Raw genomic sequence first — 20,514 nt, 5'->3', positions numbered from 1 at the left:
ACCTGCGGTCCCCTTGTAGGAGCGACCGCAGGTCGCGATGGGCTGCCCAGCAGCCCCAAGCCCCTGACACCCTAGCGCCGCTTCGGCACCCGCACCAACTGGCTCTCGGAATAGATGTCGTGCCAGCCCCGTTTGCGCGTGTCCACCAGCGCCCAGAAAAACCCCAACCCCAGGCATAGCCACGACGCTATCGACACCACGAAGCGCAGCAGCGCCTGCCACAGGCTGATGGCCGTACCATCCGGGTTCTGTACCCGTATCCCCCATACCTGCATGCCCAGTGTCTGCCCGCCGTGGGTCCAGAACTTGGCAAAGAAACCGAACAGCACGAACACCAGCACGGTGGACAGTAACGGGTCGCCATCCAGTGCACCGGCCTCGGTCAGCGTGCGCATGCGTGCTTCGCCGATGATGGCCATCTGGATCATCTTGTAGGCGCCGGCAGTGACGATCAGCAGTGCCGTACACAGCAAAAAGTCATAGAACATTGCAGCCAGGCGTCGGCCCAGGCCAACCGGTGGAAAATCACCCTGAGGTAACAGCAGAGGCTTGGACATGCAGGACAGCTCCAGAAAACGGAGCCCTATTCTACGGGCAAAAAAAAGCCCCTGCACTTGGCAGGGGCTTTTCTCTGGGTCTGGTGCGGGTTAACCGAGCACCTGGACCTTGTCTGCCTGCAGGCCTTTTTGGCCCTGGACAGCTTCGAAGGAGACTTTCTGGCCTTCCTTCAGGCTTTTGAAGCCGTTGCCTTCGATGGCGCGGAAGTGCACGAACAGATCAGCACCGCTTTCTGGGGTGATGAAACCGTAACCTTTTTCGTCATTGAACCACTTGACGGTACCGTTCTGACGCTCAGCCATTGTCTTATTTCCTATGACGCTTAAATTTTGATGACAGTTTCTTTCACGTTATGAGTACGCGAAAGATTACCGGGCTGGGTTGCAGGAAAGTAAGAGACGTCGAACGGGTTGTAGCAGAATGCGGCTACTGGCCCAGGTCACGAACTGTTGCGACCCATGCAAACACAGTGAGGTGACTCTACGCCAACTCCCGAACGAAAAACAAGCCCTGGGCAGGGGCTAAAATCGGCGCCTTGCCCGTTACCGACCAATGTGTCGGAAACGGCATGGTGGCTGGCCTGGCGCCGTGTTCAAAAAGTTATTAGGCAGGTTCGAAAACGTCTATACAACGGGGTTTTGTCACCTGCCTCAATGCCCATCAACCGCGGTAGTAACGTGGCGTCACAAAAGGCATTTTGCTCACCTTCAGGGCCACTTTCTTACCGCGGACAACTGCAAACAACGACGTATCAACTGCCGCCTGTTCACTGTCGATATAACCCATTGCCACGGGTGCACCGAGTGTCGGCCCAAAACCGCCGCTGCACACTTTGCCGACTGGGTTGTCATGGGCATCTACGATATCGGCGCCCTCACGTACGGGGGTGCGTTCCTGCGGTAATAGCCCCACGCGCTTGCGGGCGACGCCCTCGCGCTGCTGCCTGAACAGGGCCTCAGCGCCTGGGAAGCCCCCGGCACGGGCACTGTCTGCACGGCGCGGCTTGGACACAGCCCACAGCAGGCTGGCTTCAACCGGCGTGGTTTCGGGGTTCATGTCGTGGCCATACAGGCACAGGCCGGCCTCTAGCCGCAGGGAGTCACGTGCCCCCAGGCCGATCGGCTGTACCTCGGGTTCGGCCAGCAGCCTGCGCGCCAAGGCCTCGGCTGCACTGGCCGGCACCGAGATCTCGTAGCCGTCCTCCCCGGTGTAGCCGGAGCGGCTGACCCAGCAGTCTTCGCCCAGCAACCGCACCGCATGCAGTTGCATGAACGTCATTCCGGCCACTTCCGGTGCCAGGCGCTGCAGCACCTGCGCCGCAGCGGGGCCTTGCAGGGCCAGCAGGGCACGCTGCTCGAACAGGGGTTGCACGCTGCAGCGCGCGCCGATGTGTGCTTGCAGGTGGGCCAGGTCGTGGTCTTTGCACGCAGCGTTGACCACCAGCAGCAAGGTGTCATTGCCCAGGTTGGCCACCATCAGGTCGTCGAGAATGCCGCCTTGTTCGTTGGTGAACATGGCATAACGCTGCAGGCCCACCGGCAGGTCGAGGATATCGACCGGTACCAGGGTTTCCAGGGCAGGGGCGGCATCGCTGCCTTGCAGCAGAATCTGCCCCATGTGTGAAACATCGAACAGGCCGGCCTGTTCGCGGGTGTGCAAATGCTCCTTGAGCACACCCAGTGGGTACTGGACGGGCATGTCGTACCCGGCAAACGGCACCATGCGCGCACCCAGTTCAAGGTGCAGGGCATGCAGCGGGGTCTTGAGCAGTGCTTGGGACATCAGTGACTCCTTGCGACTCGGGTAGGGCTGGCTGACCTGGCAACGGCCAGGCCAGGCAACGGCTTCATGCATCCTGGTAGCTTTCGATCGGTGGGCATGCGCACACCAGGTTGCGGTCGCCGTACACGTTGTCGACGCGGCTTACCGGTGGCCAGTACTTGCCCTCGATCAGGCTCGGCAGCGGGTACACCGCCTGTGCGCGGGTGTAACCATGGGCCCATTCACCCACCAGCTCTGCGGCAGTGTGCGGTGCGTTTTTCAGCGGGTTGTCATCCTTGTCCAGGGTGCCATTCTCGACGGCGCGGATTTCTTCGCGGATCTGGATCATGGCGTTGCAGAAACGGTCGAGTTCTTCCCGGGACTCGCTCTCGGTCGGCTCGATCATCAGCGTGCCAGCCACCGGGAAGGACATGGTCGGGGCGTGGAAGCCGAAATCGATCAGCCGCTTGGCTACATCGTCCACGCTGATGCCGCTGCTGTCCTTGAGCGGGCGCAGGTCGAGGATGCATTCGTGGGCAACCAGGCCGTTGCTGCCGGTGTACAGCACCGGGTAGTGCTCTTCCAGGCGGCGGGCGATGTAGTTGGCATTGAGGATCGCCATCTGCGAGGCGCGCTTGAGGCCTGCGCCCCCCATCATGCGGATGTACATCCAGGTGATGGGCAGGATGCTGGCACTGCCGAACGGTGCCGCACACACGGCCCCTGTCGGGTTGGCCAGCGCAGCATGGCCCGGCAGGAACGGCGCCAGGTGCGACTTGACGCCAATCGGGCCAACACCCGGGCCACCGCCGCCATGGGGTATGCAGAACGTTTTGTGCAGGTTGAGGTGGGACACGTCGCCGCCGAACTTGCCCGGTGCGCACAGGCCGACCATGGCGTTCATGTTGGCGCCGTCGATATACACCTGGCCACCATTGCTGTGGATGATTGAGCAGATCTCGCCGATTGCCTCTTCGAACACGCCATGGGTGGACGGGTAGGTGATCATCAGCGCGGCGAGGCGGTCACGGTGCTCCAGCGCTTTGGCCCGCAGGTCGGCCACATCGACATTGCCGCGCGCGTCACAGGCGGTGACCACCACCTGCATGCCGGCCATGTGGGCCGTGGCCGGGTTGGTACCGTGCGCCGACGATGGGATCAGGCAGATATCGCGATGCCCTTCATTGCGGCTGCGGTGGTAGGCGCGGATCGCCAGCAGGCCGGCATACTCGCCCTGTGAGCCGGCATTGGGCTGCAGCGACACGGCATCGTAGCCGGTGGCAGCGCACAGCATCGCTTCCAGCTCGTTGGTCATCTGCAGGTAACCCTGGCTTTGCTCAGCCGGGGCGAAAGGGTGCAGGTTACCGAATTCGGCCCAGGTCACCGGGATCATTTCGCTGGCAGCGTTGAGTTTCATGGTGCATGAACCCAGCGGGATCATGCTGCGGTCCAGCGCCAGGTCCTTGTCGGCCAGCCTGCGCAGGTAGCGCATCAGTTCGGTTTCGCTGTGGTAGCGGTTGAACACCGGGTGTTCCAGATAGGTAGAGCTGCGCAGCAGCGTCTCTGGCAGCAGCGCCGTGCTGGTGGCGGCCAGTGCGTCGAAATCAGGCTGAGGCTGGTCGCCGCCCAACAGCTGCCACAGGCTTTGCACATCGGCCTGGGTGCTGGTTTCGTCCAGCGAAATGCCCACATGCCCGGCATCCACCTGGCGCAAGTTGATGCCCTGGGCGCGAGCCGCTTCGTGCAGGCTGGCAGTATTGCCGCCGGTGGCCAGGGTGAGGGTGTCGAACGCGCTGCTGCCCACCGGCTGGATACCCAGCGCACGCAGGCCTGCGGCCAGCACCGAGGTCAGCCGATGAATGCGCTCGGCGATGCGCTTGAGCCCTTGGGGACCGTGGTACACGGCAAACATACTGGCGATGTTGGCGAGCAGTACTTGCGCCGTGCAGATGTTGCTGGTGGCTTTCTCACGGCGAATGTGTTGCTCGCGGGTCTGCATGGCCAGGCGCAGGGCCGTTTTGCCGAAGCGGTCGATGGACACGCCCACCAGCCGGCCCGGCATGTCGCGCTTGAACGCGTCACGGGTGGCAAAGTAGGCCGCGTGTGGCCCGCCGAAGCCCAGCGGCACCCCGAACCTTTGGGCGCTGCCGATGGCCACGTCGGCCTCGAATTCGCCAGGCGGGGTCAGCAGGGTGAGCGCCAGCAGGTCGGCTGATACGGCCACCAGCGCGTTGGCATCATGGAACCGCTGCACCACTTCGCGGTAGTCCAGCACTTCGCCGGTGCTGGCCGGGTATTGCAGCAGCGCGCCGAAATACGCACTGACATCGCCCAGCTCACGTTCATCCCCCACCTCGATGCTGATACCCAGGGGTTCTGCACGGGTGCGCAGTACATCGAGAGTTTGCGGGTGGCAGTGGACCGATGCGAAGAAGCTGTGGCTGGCCTTGTTCTTCGACAGGCGCTTGCAGAAGGTCATGGCTTCGGCGGCAGCGGTGGCTTCGTCCAGCAAGGACGCGTTGGCAATCGGCAGGCCGGTCAGGTCGCAGACCAGCGTCTGGAAGTTGAGCAGTGCTTCCAGGCGCCCCTGGGAAATTTCTGGCTGGTAAGGCGTGTAGGCCGTGTACCAGGCCGGGTTCTCCAGCAGGTTGCGCAGAATGGGCGCAGGGGTGTGGGTGTTGTAGTAACCCTGGCCAATATAGCTTTTGAACAGCTGGTTCTTGCTGGCGATGGCTTTGAGCGCTGCCAGCGCATCAGCTTCGCTCTGGCCGTTGTGCTCACCCAGCACGCTGGTGCCTTTGATGGACGCAGGGATGACGGCGTCTGTCATGGCTTGCAGCGAGTCGAAACCCAGGGTGGCGAGCATGGCCTGCTCGTCTTCGGCGCGCGGGCCGATATGGCGGGCGATGAATTCGTTGGCAGTGCCGAGGTTGATGGTCATGGCGGTTTCCTCAGGCGTCGTCGTTGGCGTTGAGCAGGCGGTCATAGGCCTGCTGGTCGAGCAGGGCGGTGACATCGTTCATGTCGGCTGGCTTGAAGCGGAAGAACCAGCCATCACCCATGGGCGCTTCGTTGACCCGCTCAGGGCTGTCGTTGAGGGCGTCATTGACGGCGACCACCTCGCCGGCCAGGGGCATGTACACCCCGCTGGCCGCTTTCACCGATTCCACGGTGGACGCTTCGGCACCCTTCTCGTAGTGCTGAAGCTCGGGCAGTTGCACGTAGACCACATCGCCGAGGGCATTCTGAGCATAGGCCGTAATGCCCACAGTGACAGTGCCATCGGCTTCGACGCGCAGCCATTCGTGATCTTCGGTGAAACGCAACTCGCTCATGGGGGCTCCTCGTGAACCGGGACAGTGGCGCGATTGGGCTCGCGCTCTAGGTAGAAGATTGCTAGCAATAATGTGGCCAACTGATGAAAGCCCCTTTAAACCAGCGGGTTGAGCGGGTCATGAGGCTATTGGTGGGGGTGGTGTGTAGCGAATTCATTACGATTGGCTTCGACCTAAAAAGCCTTTTCCCTTCAGTCCGTTGGGAGGGTGCGCCTTATAAGGGTCGTTTCGTTTTCGTTACGTCGTTACGAATTCGATACGGCTTGGCGCTTGTTTTTATTGTGCATTGACTCTTCCTTTGATTCTTCACGCTAGGAATCGACTTAGAGATAAGTCGGAAATTTCCTATATTCGGCTTCTGAAATATTTGTCGAACGGGAATGGGATAACCTTCGTTCATAGTTATTAGTTGGGTTTCCTTAGGTAATTGTGCACGCTGGGAATTTATATTTGCATTGGTCAGGTTAATGAGGAGGGAAAGCACTATTCAATAATTGAAAAGGAGTCATGGCGTGTCTCGTAAAAAAAGACAGGTTACCCTGCCACCCACGTTCGTCGGGGCGCAACCCAGTCGGCCAGGGGCCTCTAGTTCTTCAGGTAACTTACCTAATCAAACGGGTCCTATTTTGGATGGGTTCACTGCCACCGCTGGCAATGCATTCAGGATCGCAGATGAAGTTGCCAGACGTTTTTATTCAGAACAATTATCCCGCCTGCCCAGTTCGCTTGAGCAGGAAGTCAATGCCCTTGCCGCAGCGTCACTGCCCCCTCGGCAACCGTTGTCGAAAGGTTAAACAATGGAATACAGGGGCGATCAAAACTACTGGCCTTGAAACATGCCGATCGCGCGTACCGCACCGAACTGGCCAACCGTTTTTACGGTTCCAGCCCTTTGGGCAAGCATCCATCGACGTACGCTCATGCTGCATTTCAAAATATCGCGTCGGGCCGTATCAAGTCATCGGACCTGCAGCAGGCGTTGAATGATGCTTACCTCGCCGCTTATACGGTACAGCTGCGCGATGCAGAAATTCAGCAGCTCGAAGGGCAGCTTGCAGCGCTGCGGCAAGAGGTTGCGAATGCCGTTGCCCAGGCTGCCATCCAGGCCGAGGCAGAACGGTTAGCCGAGGCCCAGGCTCGCGCCCACGCCGAAGCTCAAGCCTTTGCCGAGGCCGAGGCGCAGGCGCGGGCCCATGAGGAGGCTCAGCGCCGGGCCCATGAGGAAGCCCTGAAGGCGGCGCACGCAGCGGCGCTGGCTCGAGCCCAGGCTGAGGCCGAGGCGCGGCAGGCTGCGGCAGCCAAGGCGGCTGCCGAAAAGGCCTTGGCAGAGCAGGCTATTCGGCAGGCCAATACCTACCTTGTGCCACCTGCAGGGCCAGTGTCCGAGCCCAAGGTGGTCATGTCGTCCGGTGCGCCGCCCGCAGTGGTCGCTGGCGCAGCGCTGGGGAGTGCCATCAGGGCTGCTGTCAGCTCATTGAGTGTGGCGCCGGTGGAGGCGCTGGTGGCGCCGTTTCTGGTTGGCCTCGCCGCCCTGCTGTACGCGCCCAAATTGGGTAATGCCGAACGACGGCGCCCAGTGAAGCCCTTGGGGAACTATCTACTCACCCTGCCGCTGGGCGAGCTCTCGGTTGAGCTTGATGCTGCGGCCCAGGCCGAGGCGGTCGAACGTGGGGCGCTAGACCTTCCATTTCGCATGGGCGAGAGGCAGGACCTTGATGGCCCTGCAGAGTTGTTCGCCGCGCGTACCGATGGCTCAGCCCTTCCTTCGGCGGTGCCGGTACTGCTCGCCCAGTATGACGCGCAGACCGGCAGCTACACCGTCATCACGGACGACATACCCTCCAGAACAGTGGTCTGGACGCCTGCGGTAGAGTCGTCGGGCAGCTCCACAGTATTACCACCTACCTCGCCCAGCGATAACAAAATGGTAGGCCCGACACTGGAGCCGCTTGACGGCCGGCTGGATGTTTACCCGGACCTGCCTGACGTCGGGTTCGATGACTACGTCATCATTTTCCCGATCGACTCCGGGTTGGCTCCGCTTTATGTGATGTTCAAGAGCCGCCGGAACCTTCCGGGGGTCGTGACGGGGAAAGGTAAGCTTATCGATGGTACGCTTCTTGTCGAAGGCGCTCGGGAGGGCATACCCATACCTGCTCAGATTGCCAGTAAGTTGCGAGGAAAAAAATTTAGTAGCTGGGGCGCTTTTCGTCGAAGGTTTTGGCAAATGATTGGAAGAAGCCCACTGTTTGAAGGGCAATTTGATACTGCTGATCTTTTGGCGATGCGACGTGGGCGAGCCCCCGTCGCTTTCGCCAGCGAGCGAGTCGGTCATCGGAATAAGTGGGAGCTACATCATATCGTAAGTATTTCTGATGGGGGAGGTGTTTATGATTTCGATAACCTTGTTTTAATGGGCCCACATCATCACATTCAGAAGCATAAAGGTAAATAAATTATGCAGGAAAAAATATCTGACTATACCGAACAGGAATTTTTTAGACTTGTTTATGGTATCTATCATGCAGATCCGGTGTTGTATCCCTCTGACCGTGCTCACTCAAGCGGGATTATCAAATTCGAGAAGCTTTCGGAACACCCTAAAGGATGTGATGTGATTTTCAAACCTAGCAAGGTGGGTATCAAAGATTCACCTCAAGCTATTGTTGATGAAGTCAAACGCTGGCGCCAAGAACAAGGCCTGCCGGGCTTCAAAGACGCCTAACCTCCCTATAGCCCCCCGCCCGTATCCGGTCGAGGGGCTACTTCACGGCATAGCGTCATAAGCCCGCTTGGCTCACTGAAAAAACGGCAACCCCAAGCACAGCTTGATCACCATCAGATTGATCAGGTCACTGAGGAACGCCTCACGAATGGAAAAATTGGGGCAGCCATCGCGGTCAGTCATTCGTCATCCATTTCCCAAAGATCAGGGCCTGCCTCGGTTTTCATTGCAGATAGAAAACGCAAAACCTATTCTCGCCCCGCATGCGAATGCCGTTGTATAGGAGGTTGTCTCGGCTGCTCCTGCGGTCCTAACCGTATTCAGACACCTCATCATTGAAATGCAACGATGTCAGACATTTTCCAGGGCCTTTAGGGCATTTGAAGTAAACGTGAGGGCCGTGATGGCCAAGCGAACGAGGCAGTGAATGTGGCTCTACCCAACAGTGAAAACAGGCTCTACACGCTAGACGTGCTACGTGGCGTGGCTGCTTTGTGCGTCGTATTCTGGCATTGGCAGCATTTTTTCTACGACGGCGGCGCGCCTGTCAATTTCGATCCTGCCCAGCAGCCGTTCTTCAAGCCTTTTACGCTGCTGTACCAGCACGGGGGCCTGGCAGTTCAGCTGTTCTTCACGCTTTCCGGCTTTGTTTTCTATTGGCTTTTTGCTAACGAGGTGGCGAACCGCTCCCTTCCTGCTGCGCGCTTCGCCTGGGATCGTTTGACTCGGTTGTATCCTTTGCACCTAGTGACCTTCCTGGCAGTGGCTGGGTTGCAAAGTGCCTATTCGAACAGTCATCAGGGCTATTTCGTCTACCCCTTCAATGATGCCTACCACGCCGTACTCAATCTGTTGATGATGCCTGCGTGGGGGCTGGAAAAAGGTTGGTCGTTCAACGCCCCGATCTGGTCCGTGTCAGTAGAGATATTGTTGTATGCCGTATTCTTTCTGGTCTGCCTGAGCCGCCGCGGAAGATGGCCGCTGACCGTGTTAGCACTGGCATTGGGAAGCTATCTTTACCCGCAGGTGTACAAGCTCGGCAGCGGCGTGCTCTGCTTTTTCATCGGCGGTGTGACCTATGGGTTGCTGCAACAGATCAGGCGCTGGGCAGGCGATACCGGCGCCGTGTGGGTTACGGTGCCGTTGTGCATCGTTGCGTGGGGGTGGTTGATCCATGGGGCCGATGCATTGAACGGTAACCTGCTTCTATATGTGTGCTATCCGCTTCTGGTGGCGGCGCTGGCGGGGCTGGGCTTTCTTTGGCAAGGGCTCGGACGGCGTTGGGGCTGGCTGGGGGATATCAGTTATGCGTCCTACCTCATTCACTTTCCGCTGCAGATCATCTTTGCCCTAGCGCTCGATGCCTTTGCTTTTCCGCGGACGGTGTTCTACCAGGAATGGGTGATGCTGCTGTTTTTTGCCATCCTCATTCCATTGAGCCTGGTAAGCCACCGCTGGCTCGAACGCCCTGTTCAGCGCTATCTGCGTCAACGTCGCCCGGCAGCGCTCGGCAAAGAATGAGCGTCATGAGTGTTCTCCGGGCGCCGCCTGACCTCAGCTAAAGCCCCCCCGCCCGTACCCGGGTGAGGGGCTTGTTCACGGCATAAACCGCGGCGTCATAAGCCAGCTTGGCTCACTGAAAAAACGGCAACGCCAGGTACAGCTTGATCACCACCACGTTGATCAGGTCAATGAAGAACGCCCCTACCATCGGCACCACCAGAAACGCGACATGGGACGGCCCGAAACGCTGGGTAACCGCTTGCATGTTGGCGATTGCCGTTGGTGTAGCGCCCAGGCCGAAGCCGCAGTGCCCGGCAGCGAGTACGGCGGCATCGTAGTTGCGCCCCATCACGCGGAAGGTCACGAAGATGGCAAACAGTGCCATCACCAAGGTCTGCGCGGCCAGCAGCACGAAGAAGGGCAGGGCCAGGGCTGACAGGTCCCACAGCTTCAACGACATCAGGGCAATGGCCAGGAACAGCGACAGGCTGACATTGCCCAGCACCGATACTTCCCGCTCGAACACCTGATAGAAACCAAAGGCCGAGAGCCCGTTGCGCAGCACCACGCCCACAAACAACACGCACACGAAGTTCGGCAGCTCGAAGGGGGTGCCTTTCAGCAACCCGTTCAACAGCGTACCTGCCAGTAGGCTCACGGCAATCAGGGCCAGGGTTTCGATGAAGGAAAAAGACGTGATGAGGCGTTCTTTTTCAGGTTGCTCGAAACCCGTGGGCAGTTGCGGTGCATCGCCCGCAAGGCCGGGTGGGGTAACCCGCTTGATCAGCAGGCGGGCAACCGGGCCGCCGATCAGGCCACCGAGTACCAGGCCGAAGGTAGCAGAGGCCATGGCCAGTTCCGACGCTGAAGCCAGGCCGTAGGTTTCTGAGAACGTCGCGCCCCAGGCGGCACCGGTGCCGTGGCCCCCCGACAGCGTGATGGAGCCGGCCAGCAAGCCCATCAGCGGGTCCAGGCCCAACGCTGTAGCCAGGCTGATGCCCAGCGCATTCTGCACCACCAGCAGGCTGGTGACCGCAAGCAGGAACACCCCTACCGCCCTGCCGCCTTTTTTCAGGCTGGCGAAGTCGGCGCTCAGGCCGATGGTGGCGAAGAAGGCCAGCATCAGTGGGGTTTGCAGGGAGGTGTCAAACTGCACGTGCAGGTCGAAACTGCGCATCGCCAGCAGCGCGATGGCTACCACCAAGCCACCGGCCACAGGCTCGGGAATGTTGTAGGCGCGCAAAAAACCAATGCGCGCGACCAGGCCGCGCCCGAGCAGCAACACCAGGGAGGCAGCCACCAGCGTGCCGTAAAAATCGAGTTCTAACATCAGGTACTCTCGTTATATCCAGTAGCGAACCACAGACCGCTCTTGGGCGGTTTAGCGGGGTGACAGGCAGGATTGCACTGCTGTCATTCTACGAGGCACACGTCAGAGCGTATCTGGCGAAATCCTAGGAAAAGTCTGAACAATTCAGGGAAATTGCCGACAAAATCAGCCTTTCCCCGGAATGCCGTACTTTTTCAGGCGCTGGGCGATGGCGGTGTGGGAGGTTTGCAGGCGGGCCGCCAGTTGCCGGGTTGAAGGGTAGCTGGCGTACAGGCGTTGCAGCAGCTCGCGCTCGAAATCGCCTACCGCCTGCGCCAGGCTGGCCACGTCGCCGTCGTGGCCACGGGCGACCGAGGTGCCGGCGATATCCAGGTCGCCGATATCCACCAGGTTGCTCTCGCAGATGGCCGCAGCGCGGAATATCACGTTCTGCAGCTGGCGCACGTTGCCCGGCCATGGGTTGGCCAGCAGTGCTGAATGGGTTTCCGGGGTGAGCCGGCAGGCCGGGCGTTGGATTTGCGTGCAGGCTTGCTGCATGAAGAAGTGCGCCAGCATGATGATGTCCTGCCCCCGGTCGCGCAGTGGCGGCACCTGCAGGTTGAGCACGTTCAGGCGGTAGAACAGGTCTTCGCGGAACGTGCCCTCGGCCACCATTTGCTCCAGGTCGCGGTGGGTGGCGCTGATGATGCGCACATTCACCTTCACTTCCCGGTCCCCACCCACCCTGCGGAAGCTGCCATCGCTGAGAAAACGCAGCAGCTTGGCCTGCAAGTAGGGCGACATTTCACCGATTTCATCGAGGAACACCGTGCCCTGGTTGGCCAGCTCCATCAGCCCCGGTTTACCGCCGCGTTGTGCGCCGGTAAAGGCACCTGGGGCGTAGCCGAACAGTTCGCTCTCGGCCAGGCTCTCGGGCAGCGCGGCGCAGTTCAGGGCCAGGAATGGGGCGCTGCTGCGGCTGCTGATGGCATGGCAGGCGCGGGCCACCAGCTCCTTGCCGGTACCGGTTTCGCCATGCACCAGCAGCGGTGCGTCCAGCGCCGCCACCCGCAGGGCCCGCGCCTTGAGGGTGCGAATGGCAGGCGATTCGCCCAGCAGTGCATCGAACCCTTCGGCGTGGTCGTGGCGCAGGGCCGACAGGCGCTCGCCCATGCGTGTTGGCGGGTACAGGGTCAGCAGGCCGCCGGTGTGGGTGATCGGCATGGCATCAAGCAGCAGGCTCTGGCCGTTGAGCTGCATCTCGCGCATGGGCAGGTGGAAGTTGCTTTCCAGCAGGGTGGGCAGCAAGGCCGGGTCGCCGAACAGCTCGCCCACCGACCGCCCGGTGGACTCGCGGCCGCACAGTGCGATCAAGGCGGGGTTGGCCAGCAGCACCTTGCCCGCACGGTCCACCGCCAGCACGGGGTCGCTCATGGCCGTGAGCAGGGCATCGAGCTGCAGGTGGCGCCGTTGGCCCGGCAGAATGTCGACCACCTCTACAGCTTGCACGCCTGCTACGTCGAACAAGGCATCGTGCAGCTCTTCGAGTACCGCCGGGCTCAGGGTGGGGGCGTCGATGTAGACGTTTGGCGGCACCATCTCCACCGCATCCAGGTTGAGGTGGCGGGCACCGAGCAGGGCCAGGACTTCCTGGGTGATGCCGACACGGTCGATGAAGCTGACGTGGATACGCATTGGGGCAATCGGATATGGCCGGGGAGGGCGCTAGTATGCCTCAACATCGCCGCGCCCGTGACGGCCCCGGCCTACCCCAGGTGTTCGGGCTTGATCGGGTCGCCAGACTTCACATCCAGTTTTGCGCGGATGTCCTCGAACATCCAGTCATAGATGCGGTGGGGCGAGGCCAGGCTTTCGAATTTTTTCGGCGCAGCCAAGTAGGCCTGGGCCCTGCGCGTCAGTTGCATGAGAAAGCTGGGCAGTACCTGGTCCTTGGGCAGGAAGAAGGCCTCATCCACCGGCTTGCCCTCGATGTTGCCGTGCATGCGGAACTGGATGCCACGGCCCTCAGTGGGGTCGGTAGACGCCTCGTAGTCCACTTTCAGGTCATAACTGTGGTCGTTCTTGTTGAGCGCGGTGCGCTCGATGTGTACGTGACCGGGCTCGTACTTGGCCATGGGGGTCTCCTACGCAAAGGTTATGGCGGGCGCTGCACGCCCGCCGACTGCAATCAACGGTAGCTGATCCCGGGGTTTGCGGTTGAAACGCGGGTGCCGGCAGTGCCCTTGACGATGTCTTCGATGTTGGCCAGTGAACTGATCACAGCCACCTTGCCCGTATGCCCGGCAAAATCGCAGGCTGCCTGCACCTTCGGCCCCATGGACCCGGCCGCGAAGCCCAGCTTGCCCAGCTCATCGGGGTGAGCCTGGGCAATGGCCTTCTGCGTTGGCTTGCCAAAGTCAATGTACGCCGCATCCACGTCGGTGGCGATGACCAGGAGGTCTGCCTCCAGTTGTTCGGCCAGCAGCGCCGAGCACAGGTCCTTGTCGATGACGGCCTCGATGCCCTTGAGCCTGCCGTTTTCATCGTAGAGGGTGGGGATGCCCCCGCCACCGGCACAAATCACGATGGTGCCTTTTTCCAGCAACCATTTGATCGGGCGGATCTCGAAGATGCGCTTGGGCGCGGGGCTGGCGACTACACGCCGATACTTGTCGCCGTCGGCCTTCACCACCCAGCCTTTTTCTGCCGCCAGCTGCTGGGCTTCGGCCTGGCTGTACACCGGGCCGATGAATTTGGTGGGGTCGTTGAAGGCAGGGTCGTCAGCGTCCACTTCCACCTGTGTCAGCAGGGTGGCAAAAGGCACCTCGGCGTCCAGCAGGTTGCCCAGTTCCTGCTCGATCATGTAGCCGATCATGCCTTCGGTTTCCGCCCCCAGCACATCCAGCGGGTAGGCTTCGTCGGGTTTGTAGGCCATGCCCTGCAGGGACAGCAGCCCTACCTGCGGGCCATTGCCGTGGGCGATCACCAGTTCGTTGCCCGGGTGGATCCTGGCGATCTGTTCGGTGGCGGTACGGATGTTGGCCCGCTGGTTCTGGGCGGTCATCGGTTCACCGCGACGCAGCAAGGCGTTGCCGCCCAATGCAACCACGATACGCATGGGAGATGTCCTTGTTAGGGAAGCTACAAGCTTCAAGCTTCAAGCTTCAAGCTTCAAGGAGAGGCGGGAGCGCGTAATGGGCCGCTTTTTCTTGTGGCTTGGAGCTCGAAGCTTGCAGCTGTAAGCGTTTAGAGGTCAGCCAGGGTCGATACCAGGATCGCCTTGATGGTGTGCATGCGGTTTTCCGCCTGCTCGAACGCGATGCAGGCGGGCGACTCGAACACGTCGTCGGTCACTTCGATGCCATTGGCCAGGTCCGGGTACTGTTCGGCGATCTGCTTGCCTACCTTGGTTTCGCTGTTATGGAATGCCGGCAGGCAGTGCATGAACTTGGTCCGTGGGTTGCCGCTGGCCTTCATCAGCTCAGGGTTCACCTGGTAGGGTTTGAGCAGCTGGATGCGCTCGCCCCAGGCTTCGATCGGCTCGCCCATCGACACCCACACGTCGGTGTGGATGAAGTCCACATCCTTGACTGCAGCCTTGGCGTCTTCGGTGAGGGTAATGCGTGCGCCGCTTTCCTCGGCGTACTGCTTGCACCGCTGCACCAGGTCATCGTGGGGCCACAGGCTCTTGGGCGCGGCGATGCGCACATCCATGCCCAGCTTGGCGCCGATCAGCAGCAGGGAGTTACCCATGTTGTTACGTGCATCACCCAGGTAGGCGTAGCTGATGTCGTGCAGCGGCTTGTCGCTGTGCTCACGCATGGTCAGCACGTCGGCGATCATCTGGGTGGGGTGGTATTCGTCGGTCAGGCCGTTGAATACGGGTACGCCCGCGAACTTGGCCAGTTCTTCGACGATTTCCTGCTTGAAGCCCCGGTACTCGATGGCGTCGTACATGCGCCCGAGTACGCGGGCAGTGTCCTTCATGCTTTCCTTGTGGCCGATCTGCGACGAGTTGGGGTCGATGTAGGTGACGTTGGCGCCCTGGTCGTAGGCGGCCACCTCGAATGCGCAGCGGGTGCGGGTGGAGGTTTTTTCGAAGATCAGGGCGATGTTGTTGCCCTTCAGATGTTGCTGTTCGGTGCCGGTGTACTTGGCCCGCTTGAGGTCACGGGACAGGTCCAGCAGGTAGCGCAGCTCGCGGGTGGTGTGGTGTTCGAGGCTGAGCAGGTTGCGGTTGCGGATGTTGAACGCCATGACGGTTCTCCTTGGAGTGCTGAACGCGCCGGCCGCCACCGGGTGGGGCGGCCGGGGTGAGGGAGTCAGTAGTCGATCGGGTCGCGTACGATCGGGCAGGTCATGCAATGGCCACCGCCGCGGCCGCGGCCCAGTTCGCCGGCGCTGATGGTAATCACCTCCACGCCGGCCTTGCGCAGCAGGGTGTTGGTGTAGGTGTTGCGGTCGTAGCCAATCACCACGCCCGGCTCCAGGGCCACCACGTTGTTGCCGTCGTCCCACTGCTCGCGCTCGGCGGCAAAACTGTTGCCGCCGGTTTCGACCACGCGCAGCTTCACGCCCAGTTGCTCGCCCACCACCTCGATGAACGATTTGTGTTCGCGGCGCACGTCCATGCCATAGGGCTTGCTCTCGTCGGGGTGGATGATGAACGGCACGATTTCACTCACCACTTCCGGGAAAACCGTGACCAGGTCGCGGTCGCAGAAACTGAAGACCGTGTCCAGGTGCATGGCAGCGCGGGATTTCGGCAGGCCAGCCACGATCACCTTCTGTACCGCGCCCTTGGCGAACAGGCTCTGGGCCAGTTGGCCGATGGCCTGGCGCGAGGTGCGCTCACCCATGCCGATCAGCACGATGCCGTTGCCGATCGGCATCACGTCGCCGCCTTCGAGAGTGGCCTGGCCGTGCTGCTTGTCCGGGTCGCCATACCACACCTGGAAATCGGCGCCGGTGAACTGCGGGTGGAACGTGTAGATAGCGGTAGCCAACAGGGTTTCCTGGCGGCGTGCCGGCCAGTACATGGGGTTGAGCGTGACGCCACCGTAGATCCAGCACGTGGTGTCACGGGTGAACTGGGTATTGGGCAGTGGCGGCAGGATGAAGCTCGAATGGCCCAGGTAATCGTTGTACATCTTGACCACTTCGGCGCCTTCGCTCTGGGGCAGGTCCTGGCCCGCCACACCGCCGATGAGGAATTCGGCCAGGTGGCGCGGCTCCAGGCCTTCGAGCCAGCTGCGCACTTCGTTGGTCAGGCCCACGCCGACGGTGTCGGGGGTGATCTTGCGGTCCAGTATCCATTTCAGCGCTTCAGGTTGCTGCACGATATCGGTCAGCAGGTTGTGCATTTCCAGCACATCCACCCCGCGTTCGCGCATCTTGGTAACGAAGTCGAAATGGTCACGCTTGGCCTGGTCCACCCAGATCACATCGTCGAACAGCAGTTCGTCACAGTTGCTGGGGGTAAGGCGCTTGTGGGCCAGCCCCGGGGCGCACACCAGCACCTTGCGCAGCTTGCCGGCTTCGGAATGCACACCGTATTTCTGTTTCTCAGCGGACATGGTTTCTATCCTCCATACGATTGAAAACGTGGGTCACAGCGTGAGGAAACCGCGGTACAGGCCAAAGGCTGCCACCAGGGCGCCGATGACCACGGCCGTGAAGATCAGCTTTTCCACGCGGGTGAACACTGGCTGGCCCAGTTCCCGCTTGGCCTTGGCGAACAGGATCGCGCCAGGTGCGTAGAGCAGGGCCGAAAGCAGCAGGTATTTCACCCCGCCGGCGTACAGCAGCCAGATGGCGTAGAGCAGGGCGATGCCACCGATCAGCAGGTCTTTGCGGCGCTCGCGCAGGGCCTGTTGGTAGGTTTCCCCGCGCACGGCCAGCAATACGGCGTAGGCAGCCGACCACAGGTAGGGCACCAGGATCATCGAGGTGGCGAGGTAGATCAGGGACAGGTAGGTGCTGTTGGAGAACAGCGTGATCACCAGAAACACCTGCACCATGGCGTTGGTCAGCCACAGGGCGTTGGCGGGTACCTGGTTGGCATTCTCGCGGCGCAGGAACGCCGGCATGGTGTGGTCCTTGGCGGCAGCGAACATGATCTCGGCGCACAACAGCACCCACGACAGCAGCGCCCCCAGCAGCGAGATGATCAGCCCGACGCTGATCAGCACCGCGCCCCAGTGGCCAACCACATGCTCCAGCACGGCCGCCATCGACGGGTTCTGCAGGCCGGCCAGCTCGGGTTGGGTCATGATGCCCAGCGACAGCACGTTGACCAGCACCAGGAACAGCAGCACGGTAATGAAGCCGATCACCGTGGCCTTGCCCACATCGGCGCGCCTGGCTGCGCGGGACGAGAAGATGCTGGCGCCCTCGATGCCGATGAACACCCACACGGTCACCAGCATCATGTTGCGCACCTGGTTCATCACGCTGCCCAGCTCGGGCGTGCCAGCCCCCCAGATGTCGGCGGTGAACACATCCAGCTTGAATGCGAACAGGCAGATGAGCGCGAACAGCACCAGTGGGACGACCTTGGCCACGGTGGTGACCAGGTTGATGAAGGCGGCTTCCTTGATGCCGCGCAGCACCAGAAAATGCACCGCCCACAGCAATACCGAGGCGCCGATGATGGCGGCAGGTGTGTTGCCTTCGCCGAAGAGCGGAAAGAAGTACCCCAGGGTGCTGAACAGCAGCACAAAGTAGCCGACGTTGCCCAACCAGGCGCTGATCCAGTAGCCCCAGGCCGAGGAAAAGCCCATGTAGTCGCCAAACCCGGCCTTGGCGTAGGCGTACACTCCGCCGTCGAGGTCAGGCTTGCGGTTGGCCAGGGTCTGGAACACGAACGCCAGGGTCAGCATGCCCACGGCGGTAATGGCCCAGCCAATCAGGACGGCGCCAACACCTGCGCTGGCGGCCATGTTCTGCGGCAGTGAAAAGATGCCGCCACCGATCATGGAACCGACCACAAGTGCAACTAGTGCACCGAGTTTAAGTTTTCCCGAACCATCAGACATTTAACAACTCCTGCCAGGAGAAAGTTGACATCAGATTAAATCCGACGCCGTGGCCATGCCCTGATGTGGATCAGTGCACGGCAGTGTGAAGTCGCAAAAAAAACTTCACGGGGCTCCTGGAGAGTGCCGACTGCTTCGGCTGCAGGCCTGGTGTGCTGGCACCTCCATGTCATTCCAGAGCAGTGGCTCTTGATGGCCTGCGAGGGTTGAAACTAGACGGTTTCGCCGTGATCGCAAATTTTTTGCTGAAATTAAAAGTTTTAACGGTTTAGTGTGAAGGGGTTGGCAAACGCGAGGTTTTTACAAGCGCGCTGCATAGACAATTGGGTTATGAATGGGGCAGGTCGGCGGCGTGGGAGGCGCTCTACATGCAATGGGTTATATAAACAATAATCTGGTTACCTATGTATGACAGTGCAGCGATAGGGTGTGGCTTGGAGCATGGGCGAAAACACGCAGAAACTTCCGCTGGGTGCGCTGATCGCGTTGGTGGTGGGCTCCATGATTGGGGGCGGCATCTTTTCATTGCCGCAGAACATGGCAGCGCGAGCCGGCGCCGGCGCGGTGCTGATCGGTTGGGCGATCACTGCGGTGGGTATGCTGGCGCTGGCATTCGTGTTCCAGACCCTGGCCAACCGCAAGCCTGAGCTTGACTCGGGGGTTTATGCCTATGCCAAGGCCGGGTTTGGCGACTACATGGGCTTTTCGTCGGCCTGGGGGTACTGGATCAGTGCCTGGCTGGGCAATGTCGGCTACTTCGTGCTGTTGTTCAGCACCTTGGGCTTTTACTTCCCGGTGTTCGGCGAAGGTAATACGCCTGCTGCCATCGGCTGCGCATCGGTGCTGCTGTGGGCCGTGCATTTTCTGGTGATGCGCGGCATCAAGGAAGCCGCGTTCATCAACCTGGTCACCACCGTGACCAAGGTGGTGCCGCTGGTGCTGTTCGTGGTGATCGCGGCCTGCGCGTTTCGCGCCGATATCTTTACCCGGGATATCTGGGGCCAGGGCAGCCCACAGCTGGGCAGTGTGCTGGAGCAGGTGCGCAACATGATGCTGGTGACGGTATTTGTGTTTATCGGCATCGAGGGGGCCAGTGTCTATTCCGGGCGAGCCCAGCGCCGGGCGGACGTGGGCAAGGCCACGGTGGTCGGCTTTGTCGGTGTGCTGGCGTTGTTGGTGCTGGTCAACGTGCTGTCGCTGGGCATCATGGCCCAACCGGAGCTGGCCGGGCTGCAGAACCCCTCGCTGGCCGCAGTACTGGCGCATGTCGTCGGGCCGTGGGGTGCGTTGCTGATCAGCCTTGGCCTGGCTGTGTCACTGTTGGGTGCCTTGCTGTCGTGGGCGCTGTTGTGCGCCGAGATCCTCTATGCCACGGCTCGGGATCACACCATGCCGCGCTTTCTCGCCAGGGCGAACAACAACCAGGTGCCGGTCAATGCCTTGTGGCTGACCAACAGCATGATCCAGGGGTTCCTGCTGATTACGCTGGTGTCTGCTGGCACTTATACCAGCCTCATCTACCTGGCATCGTCGATGATTCTGGTGCCTTACCTGTGGTCAGCTGCCTACGCGGTGTTGCTGGCCATACGCGCAGAGACTTACGCAGGGCAGGCCGCTGTGCGCCGCAAGGACCTGGCGGTGGCGCTGGTGGCTTTGCTGTATGCCCTGTGGCTGCTGTACGCCGGTGGCCTGAAGTACCTGCTGTTGTCGGCGTTGCTGTATGCGCCTGGTGTCATCCTGTTTGCCAAGGCCCGGCACGAACGTGGGCTGGCGCTGTTCAGCCCGTGGGAAAAGCTGATATTCGCAGCCGTGCTGGCAGGCGCAGGCCTTGCGGCCTACGCGCTGTATTCAGGGCTGCTGAGCCTGTGACGGGGCCGGGCAGGTGTGTTCTGGCCGGGACCAGATCCAAAGGTTGCCCAGGGTCATGCCGGCGATGGCCAGGAACACGGGCCAGTGATGCTCGAGAAACACCAGCATCAACCCTGCACACAGCAACATGCTGACCGTGGCGCTGACCTTGGCCCGCCGCTTGATCACCTTGCCGTTACGCCAGTTGTAGAGGATGGGGCCGAACAGGCGGTGGTTTTCCAGCCAGGCTGACAGGCGCGGCGAGCTGCGCGTCGCCGCCCAGGCCGACAACAGGATGAATTCGGTGGTCGGCAGGCCAGGAATGACGATGGCGACCAAGCCCACCCCAAGGCTTACGTAAGCCAGGATTCCATACAGCAGGCGGGCGAGTTTCGAGCGGGCAGGTTGGGTCATGGTCTCACTGCAAAAACGGTTCGG

At 61.0% G+C, this 20,514-nt stretch carries 17 protein-coding genes; 4 read left to right on the top strand and 13 right to left on the bottom strand.

All coding sequences use genetic code 11. From position 1 onward, the window contains the following. Positions 1–71 precede the first annotated feature (71 nt). From IAE33_RS09255 to gcvH, 5 genes are all read right to left on the bottom strand, one after another. The gene (locus tag IAE33_RS09255) at positions 72–557 is read right to left on the bottom strand and encodes an RDD family protein (protein WP_028631501.1); all 486 of its coding nucleotides are present in this window, start codon (positions 555–557) and stop codon (positions 72–74) included. Positions 558–647: 90 nt separating this feature from the next. Further along, a complete protein-coding gene (locus tag IAE33_RS09250) occupies positions 648–860 on the bottom strand; it encodes a cold-shock protein (RefSeq protein ID WP_028631500.1) in 213 nt (70 codons plus the stop codon). A 358-nt stretch (positions 861–1,218) separates the two neighbouring features. Then, positions 1,219–2,340, bottom strand: coding sequence for a glycine cleavage system aminomethyltransferase GcvT (gene gcvT, locus IAE33_RS09245; protein ID WP_442967359.1), 1,122 nt, complete (start codon positions 2,338–2,340; stop codon positions 1,219–1,221). Positions 2,341–2,404: 64 nt separating this feature from the next. Beyond that, positions 2,405–5,260, bottom strand: a complete 2,856-nt coding sequence (gene gcvP / locus IAE33_RS09240; protein WP_201163274.1) for an aminomethyl-transferring glycine dehydrogenase — start codon at positions 5,258–5,260, stop codon at positions 2,405–2,407. A gap of 10 nt (positions 5,261–5,270) precedes the next feature. Further along, positions 5,271–5,654 (bottom strand): glycine cleavage system protein GcvH, encoded by a 384-nt coding sequence (gene gcvH / locus IAE33_RS09235; protein ID WP_201163273.1) that lies wholly within the window; start codon positions 5,652–5,654, stop codon positions 5,271–5,273. 829 nt (positions 5,655–6,483) lie between these two features. Here gcvH and IAE33_RS09230 point away from each other — a divergent pair. From IAE33_RS09230 to IAE33_RS09220, 3 genes are all read left to right on the top strand, one after another. Then, positions 6,484–8,109 carry an S-type pyocin domain-containing protein gene (locus IAE33_RS09230; protein WP_201163272.1) on the top strand — a complete coding sequence of 542 codons (1,626 nt, stop codon included), beginning with the start codon at positions 6,484–6,486 and terminating at the stop codon, positions 8,107–8,109. A gap of 3 nt (positions 8,110–8,112) precedes the next feature. Further along, positions 8,113–8,379 (top strand): bacteriocin immunity protein, encoded by a 267-nt coding sequence (locus IAE33_RS09225; RefSeq protein ID WP_201163271.1) that lies wholly within the window; start codon positions 8,113–8,115, stop codon positions 8,377–8,379. Between the two features lie 423 nt (positions 8,380–8,802). Further along, positions 8,803–9,900, top strand: a complete 1,098-nt coding sequence (locus IAE33_RS09220) for an acyltransferase family protein (RefSeq protein WP_201163270.1) — start codon at positions 8,803–8,805, stop codon at positions 9,898–9,900. Between the two features lie 112 nt (positions 9,901–10,012). Here the strand turns inward: IAE33_RS09220 and gltS are convergent, their stop codons facing one another. From gltS to arcD (IAE33_RS09185), 7 genes are all read right to left on the bottom strand, one after another. Continuing rightward, entirely contained in the window at positions 10,013–11,212 is a 1,200-nt protein-coding gene (gene gltS, locus IAE33_RS09215) for a sodium/glutamate symporter (protein ID WP_201163269.1), read from the bottom strand. A gap of 165 nt (positions 11,213–11,377) precedes the next feature. Further along, on the bottom strand, positions 11,378–12,886 hold the full coding sequence (locus IAE33_RS09210; RefSeq protein WP_201163268.1) for a sigma-54-dependent transcriptional regulator: 1,509 nt from the start codon (positions 12,884–12,886) through the stop codon (positions 11,378–11,380). Between the two features lie 71 nt (positions 12,887–12,957). After that, positions 12,958–13,326, bottom strand: a complete 369-nt coding sequence (locus tag IAE33_RS09205) for a DUF5064 family protein (protein WP_201163267.1) — start codon at positions 13,324–13,326, stop codon at positions 12,958–12,960. A 53-nt stretch (positions 13,327–13,379) separates the two neighbouring features. After that, positions 13,380–14,309 (bottom strand): carbamate kinase, encoded by a 930-nt coding sequence (gene arcC / locus IAE33_RS09200; RefSeq protein WP_201163266.1) that lies wholly within the window; start codon positions 14,307–14,309, stop codon positions 13,380–13,382. Positions 14,310–14,437: 128 nt separating this feature from the next. Beyond that, positions 14,438–15,448, bottom strand: a complete 1,011-nt coding sequence (locus IAE33_RS09195; protein ID WP_201163265.1) for an ornithine carbamoyltransferase — start codon at positions 15,446–15,448, stop codon at positions 14,438–14,440. Between the two features lie 65 nt (positions 15,449–15,513). Continuing rightward, entirely contained in the window at positions 15,514–16,767 is a 1,254-nt protein-coding gene (arcA, locus tag IAE33_RS09190; RefSeq protein ID WP_028631489.1) for an arginine deiminase, read from the bottom strand. Between the two features lie 33 nt (positions 16,768–16,800). Further along, a complete protein-coding gene (gene arcD / locus IAE33_RS09185) occupies positions 16,801–18,228 on the bottom strand; it encodes an arginine-ornithine antiporter (protein ID WP_060483422.1) in 1,428 nt (475 codons plus the stop codon). A 441-nt stretch (positions 18,229–18,669) separates the two neighbouring features. Here arcD (IAE33_RS09185) and arcD (IAE33_RS09180) point away from each other — a divergent pair, with 441 nt between their 5' ends. Beyond that, positions 18,670–20,097, top strand: a complete 1,428-nt coding sequence (gene arcD / locus IAE33_RS09180) for an arginine-ornithine antiporter (protein WP_201163264.1) — start codon at positions 18,670–18,672, stop codon at positions 20,095–20,097. Here arcD (IAE33_RS09180) and IAE33_RS09175 read toward each other — a convergent pair. Beyond that, entirely contained in the window at positions 20,077–20,490 is a 414-nt protein-coding gene (locus IAE33_RS09175) for a YbaN family protein (RefSeq protein ID WP_201163263.1), read from the bottom strand. The two genes, arcD (IAE33_RS09180) and IAE33_RS09175, sit on opposite strands and share 21 nt — an antisense overlap. Between the last annotated feature and the right edge of the window lie 24 nt (positions 20,491–20,514).

Source organism: Pseudomonas sp. S60, assembly GCF_016647865.1.
Lineage (GTDB): Bacteria > Pseudomonadota > Gammaproteobacteria > Pseudomonadales > Pseudomonadaceae > Aquipseudomonas > Aquipseudomonas parafulva.
This window is presented reverse-complemented; position numbering and strand designations above follow the sequence as displayed.

Coding starts and splice junctions, on each gene's coding strand:
- IAE33_RS09255 (WP_028631501.1), bottom strand. CDS start 557: ATGTCCAAGCCTCTGCTGTTACCTCAGGGTGATTTTCCACCGGTTGGC.
- IAE33_RS09250 (WP_028631500.1), bottom strand. CDS start 860: ATGGCTGAGCGTCAGAACGGTACCGTCAAGTGGTTCAATGACGAAAAA.
- gcvT (WP_442967359.1), bottom strand. CDS start 2,340: ATGTCCCAAGCACTGCTCAAGACCCCGCTGCATGCCCTGCACCTTGAA.
- gcvP (WP_201163274.1), bottom strand. CDS start 5,260: ATGACCATCAACCTCGGCACTGCCAACGAATTCATCGCCCGCCATATC.
- gcvH (WP_201163273.1), bottom strand. CDS start 5,654: ATGAGCGAGTTGCGTTTCACCGAAGATCACGAATGGCTGCGCGTCGAA.
- IAE33_RS09225 (WP_201163271.1), top strand. CDS start 8,113: ATGCAGGAAAAAATATCTGACTATACCGAACAGGAATTTTTTAGACTT.
- gltS (WP_201163269.1), bottom strand. CDS start 11,212: ATGTTAGAACTCGATTTTTACGGCACGCTGGTGGCTGCCTCCCTGGTG.
- IAE33_RS09210 (WP_201163268.1), bottom strand. CDS start 12,886: ATGCGTATCCACGTCAGCTTCATCGACCGTGTCGGCATCACCCAGGAA.
- IAE33_RS09205 (WP_201163267.1), bottom strand. CDS start 13,326: ATGGCCAAGTACGAGCCCGGTCACGTACACATCGAGCGCACCGCGCTC.
- arcC (WP_201163266.1), bottom strand. CDS start 14,309: ATGCGTATCGTGGTTGCATTGGGCGGCAACGCCTTGCTGCGTCGCGGT.
- IAE33_RS09195 (WP_201163265.1), bottom strand. CDS start 15,448: ATGGCGTTCAACATCCGCAACCGCAACCTGCTCAGCCTCGAACACCAC.
- arcA (WP_028631489.1), bottom strand. CDS start 16,767: ATGTCCGCTGAGAAACAGAAATACGGTGTGCATTCCGAAGCCGGCAAG.
- arcD (WP_060483422.1), bottom strand. CDS start 18,228: ATGTCTGATGGTTCGGGAAAACTTAAACTCGGTGCACTAGTTGCACTT.
- arcD (WP_201163264.1), top strand. CDS start 18,670: ATGGGCGAAAACACGCAGAAACTTCCGCTGGGTGCGCTGATCGCGTTG.
- IAE33_RS09175 (WP_201163263.1), bottom strand. CDS start 20,490: ATGACCCAACCTGCCCGCTCGAAACTCGCCCGCCTGCTGTATGGAATC.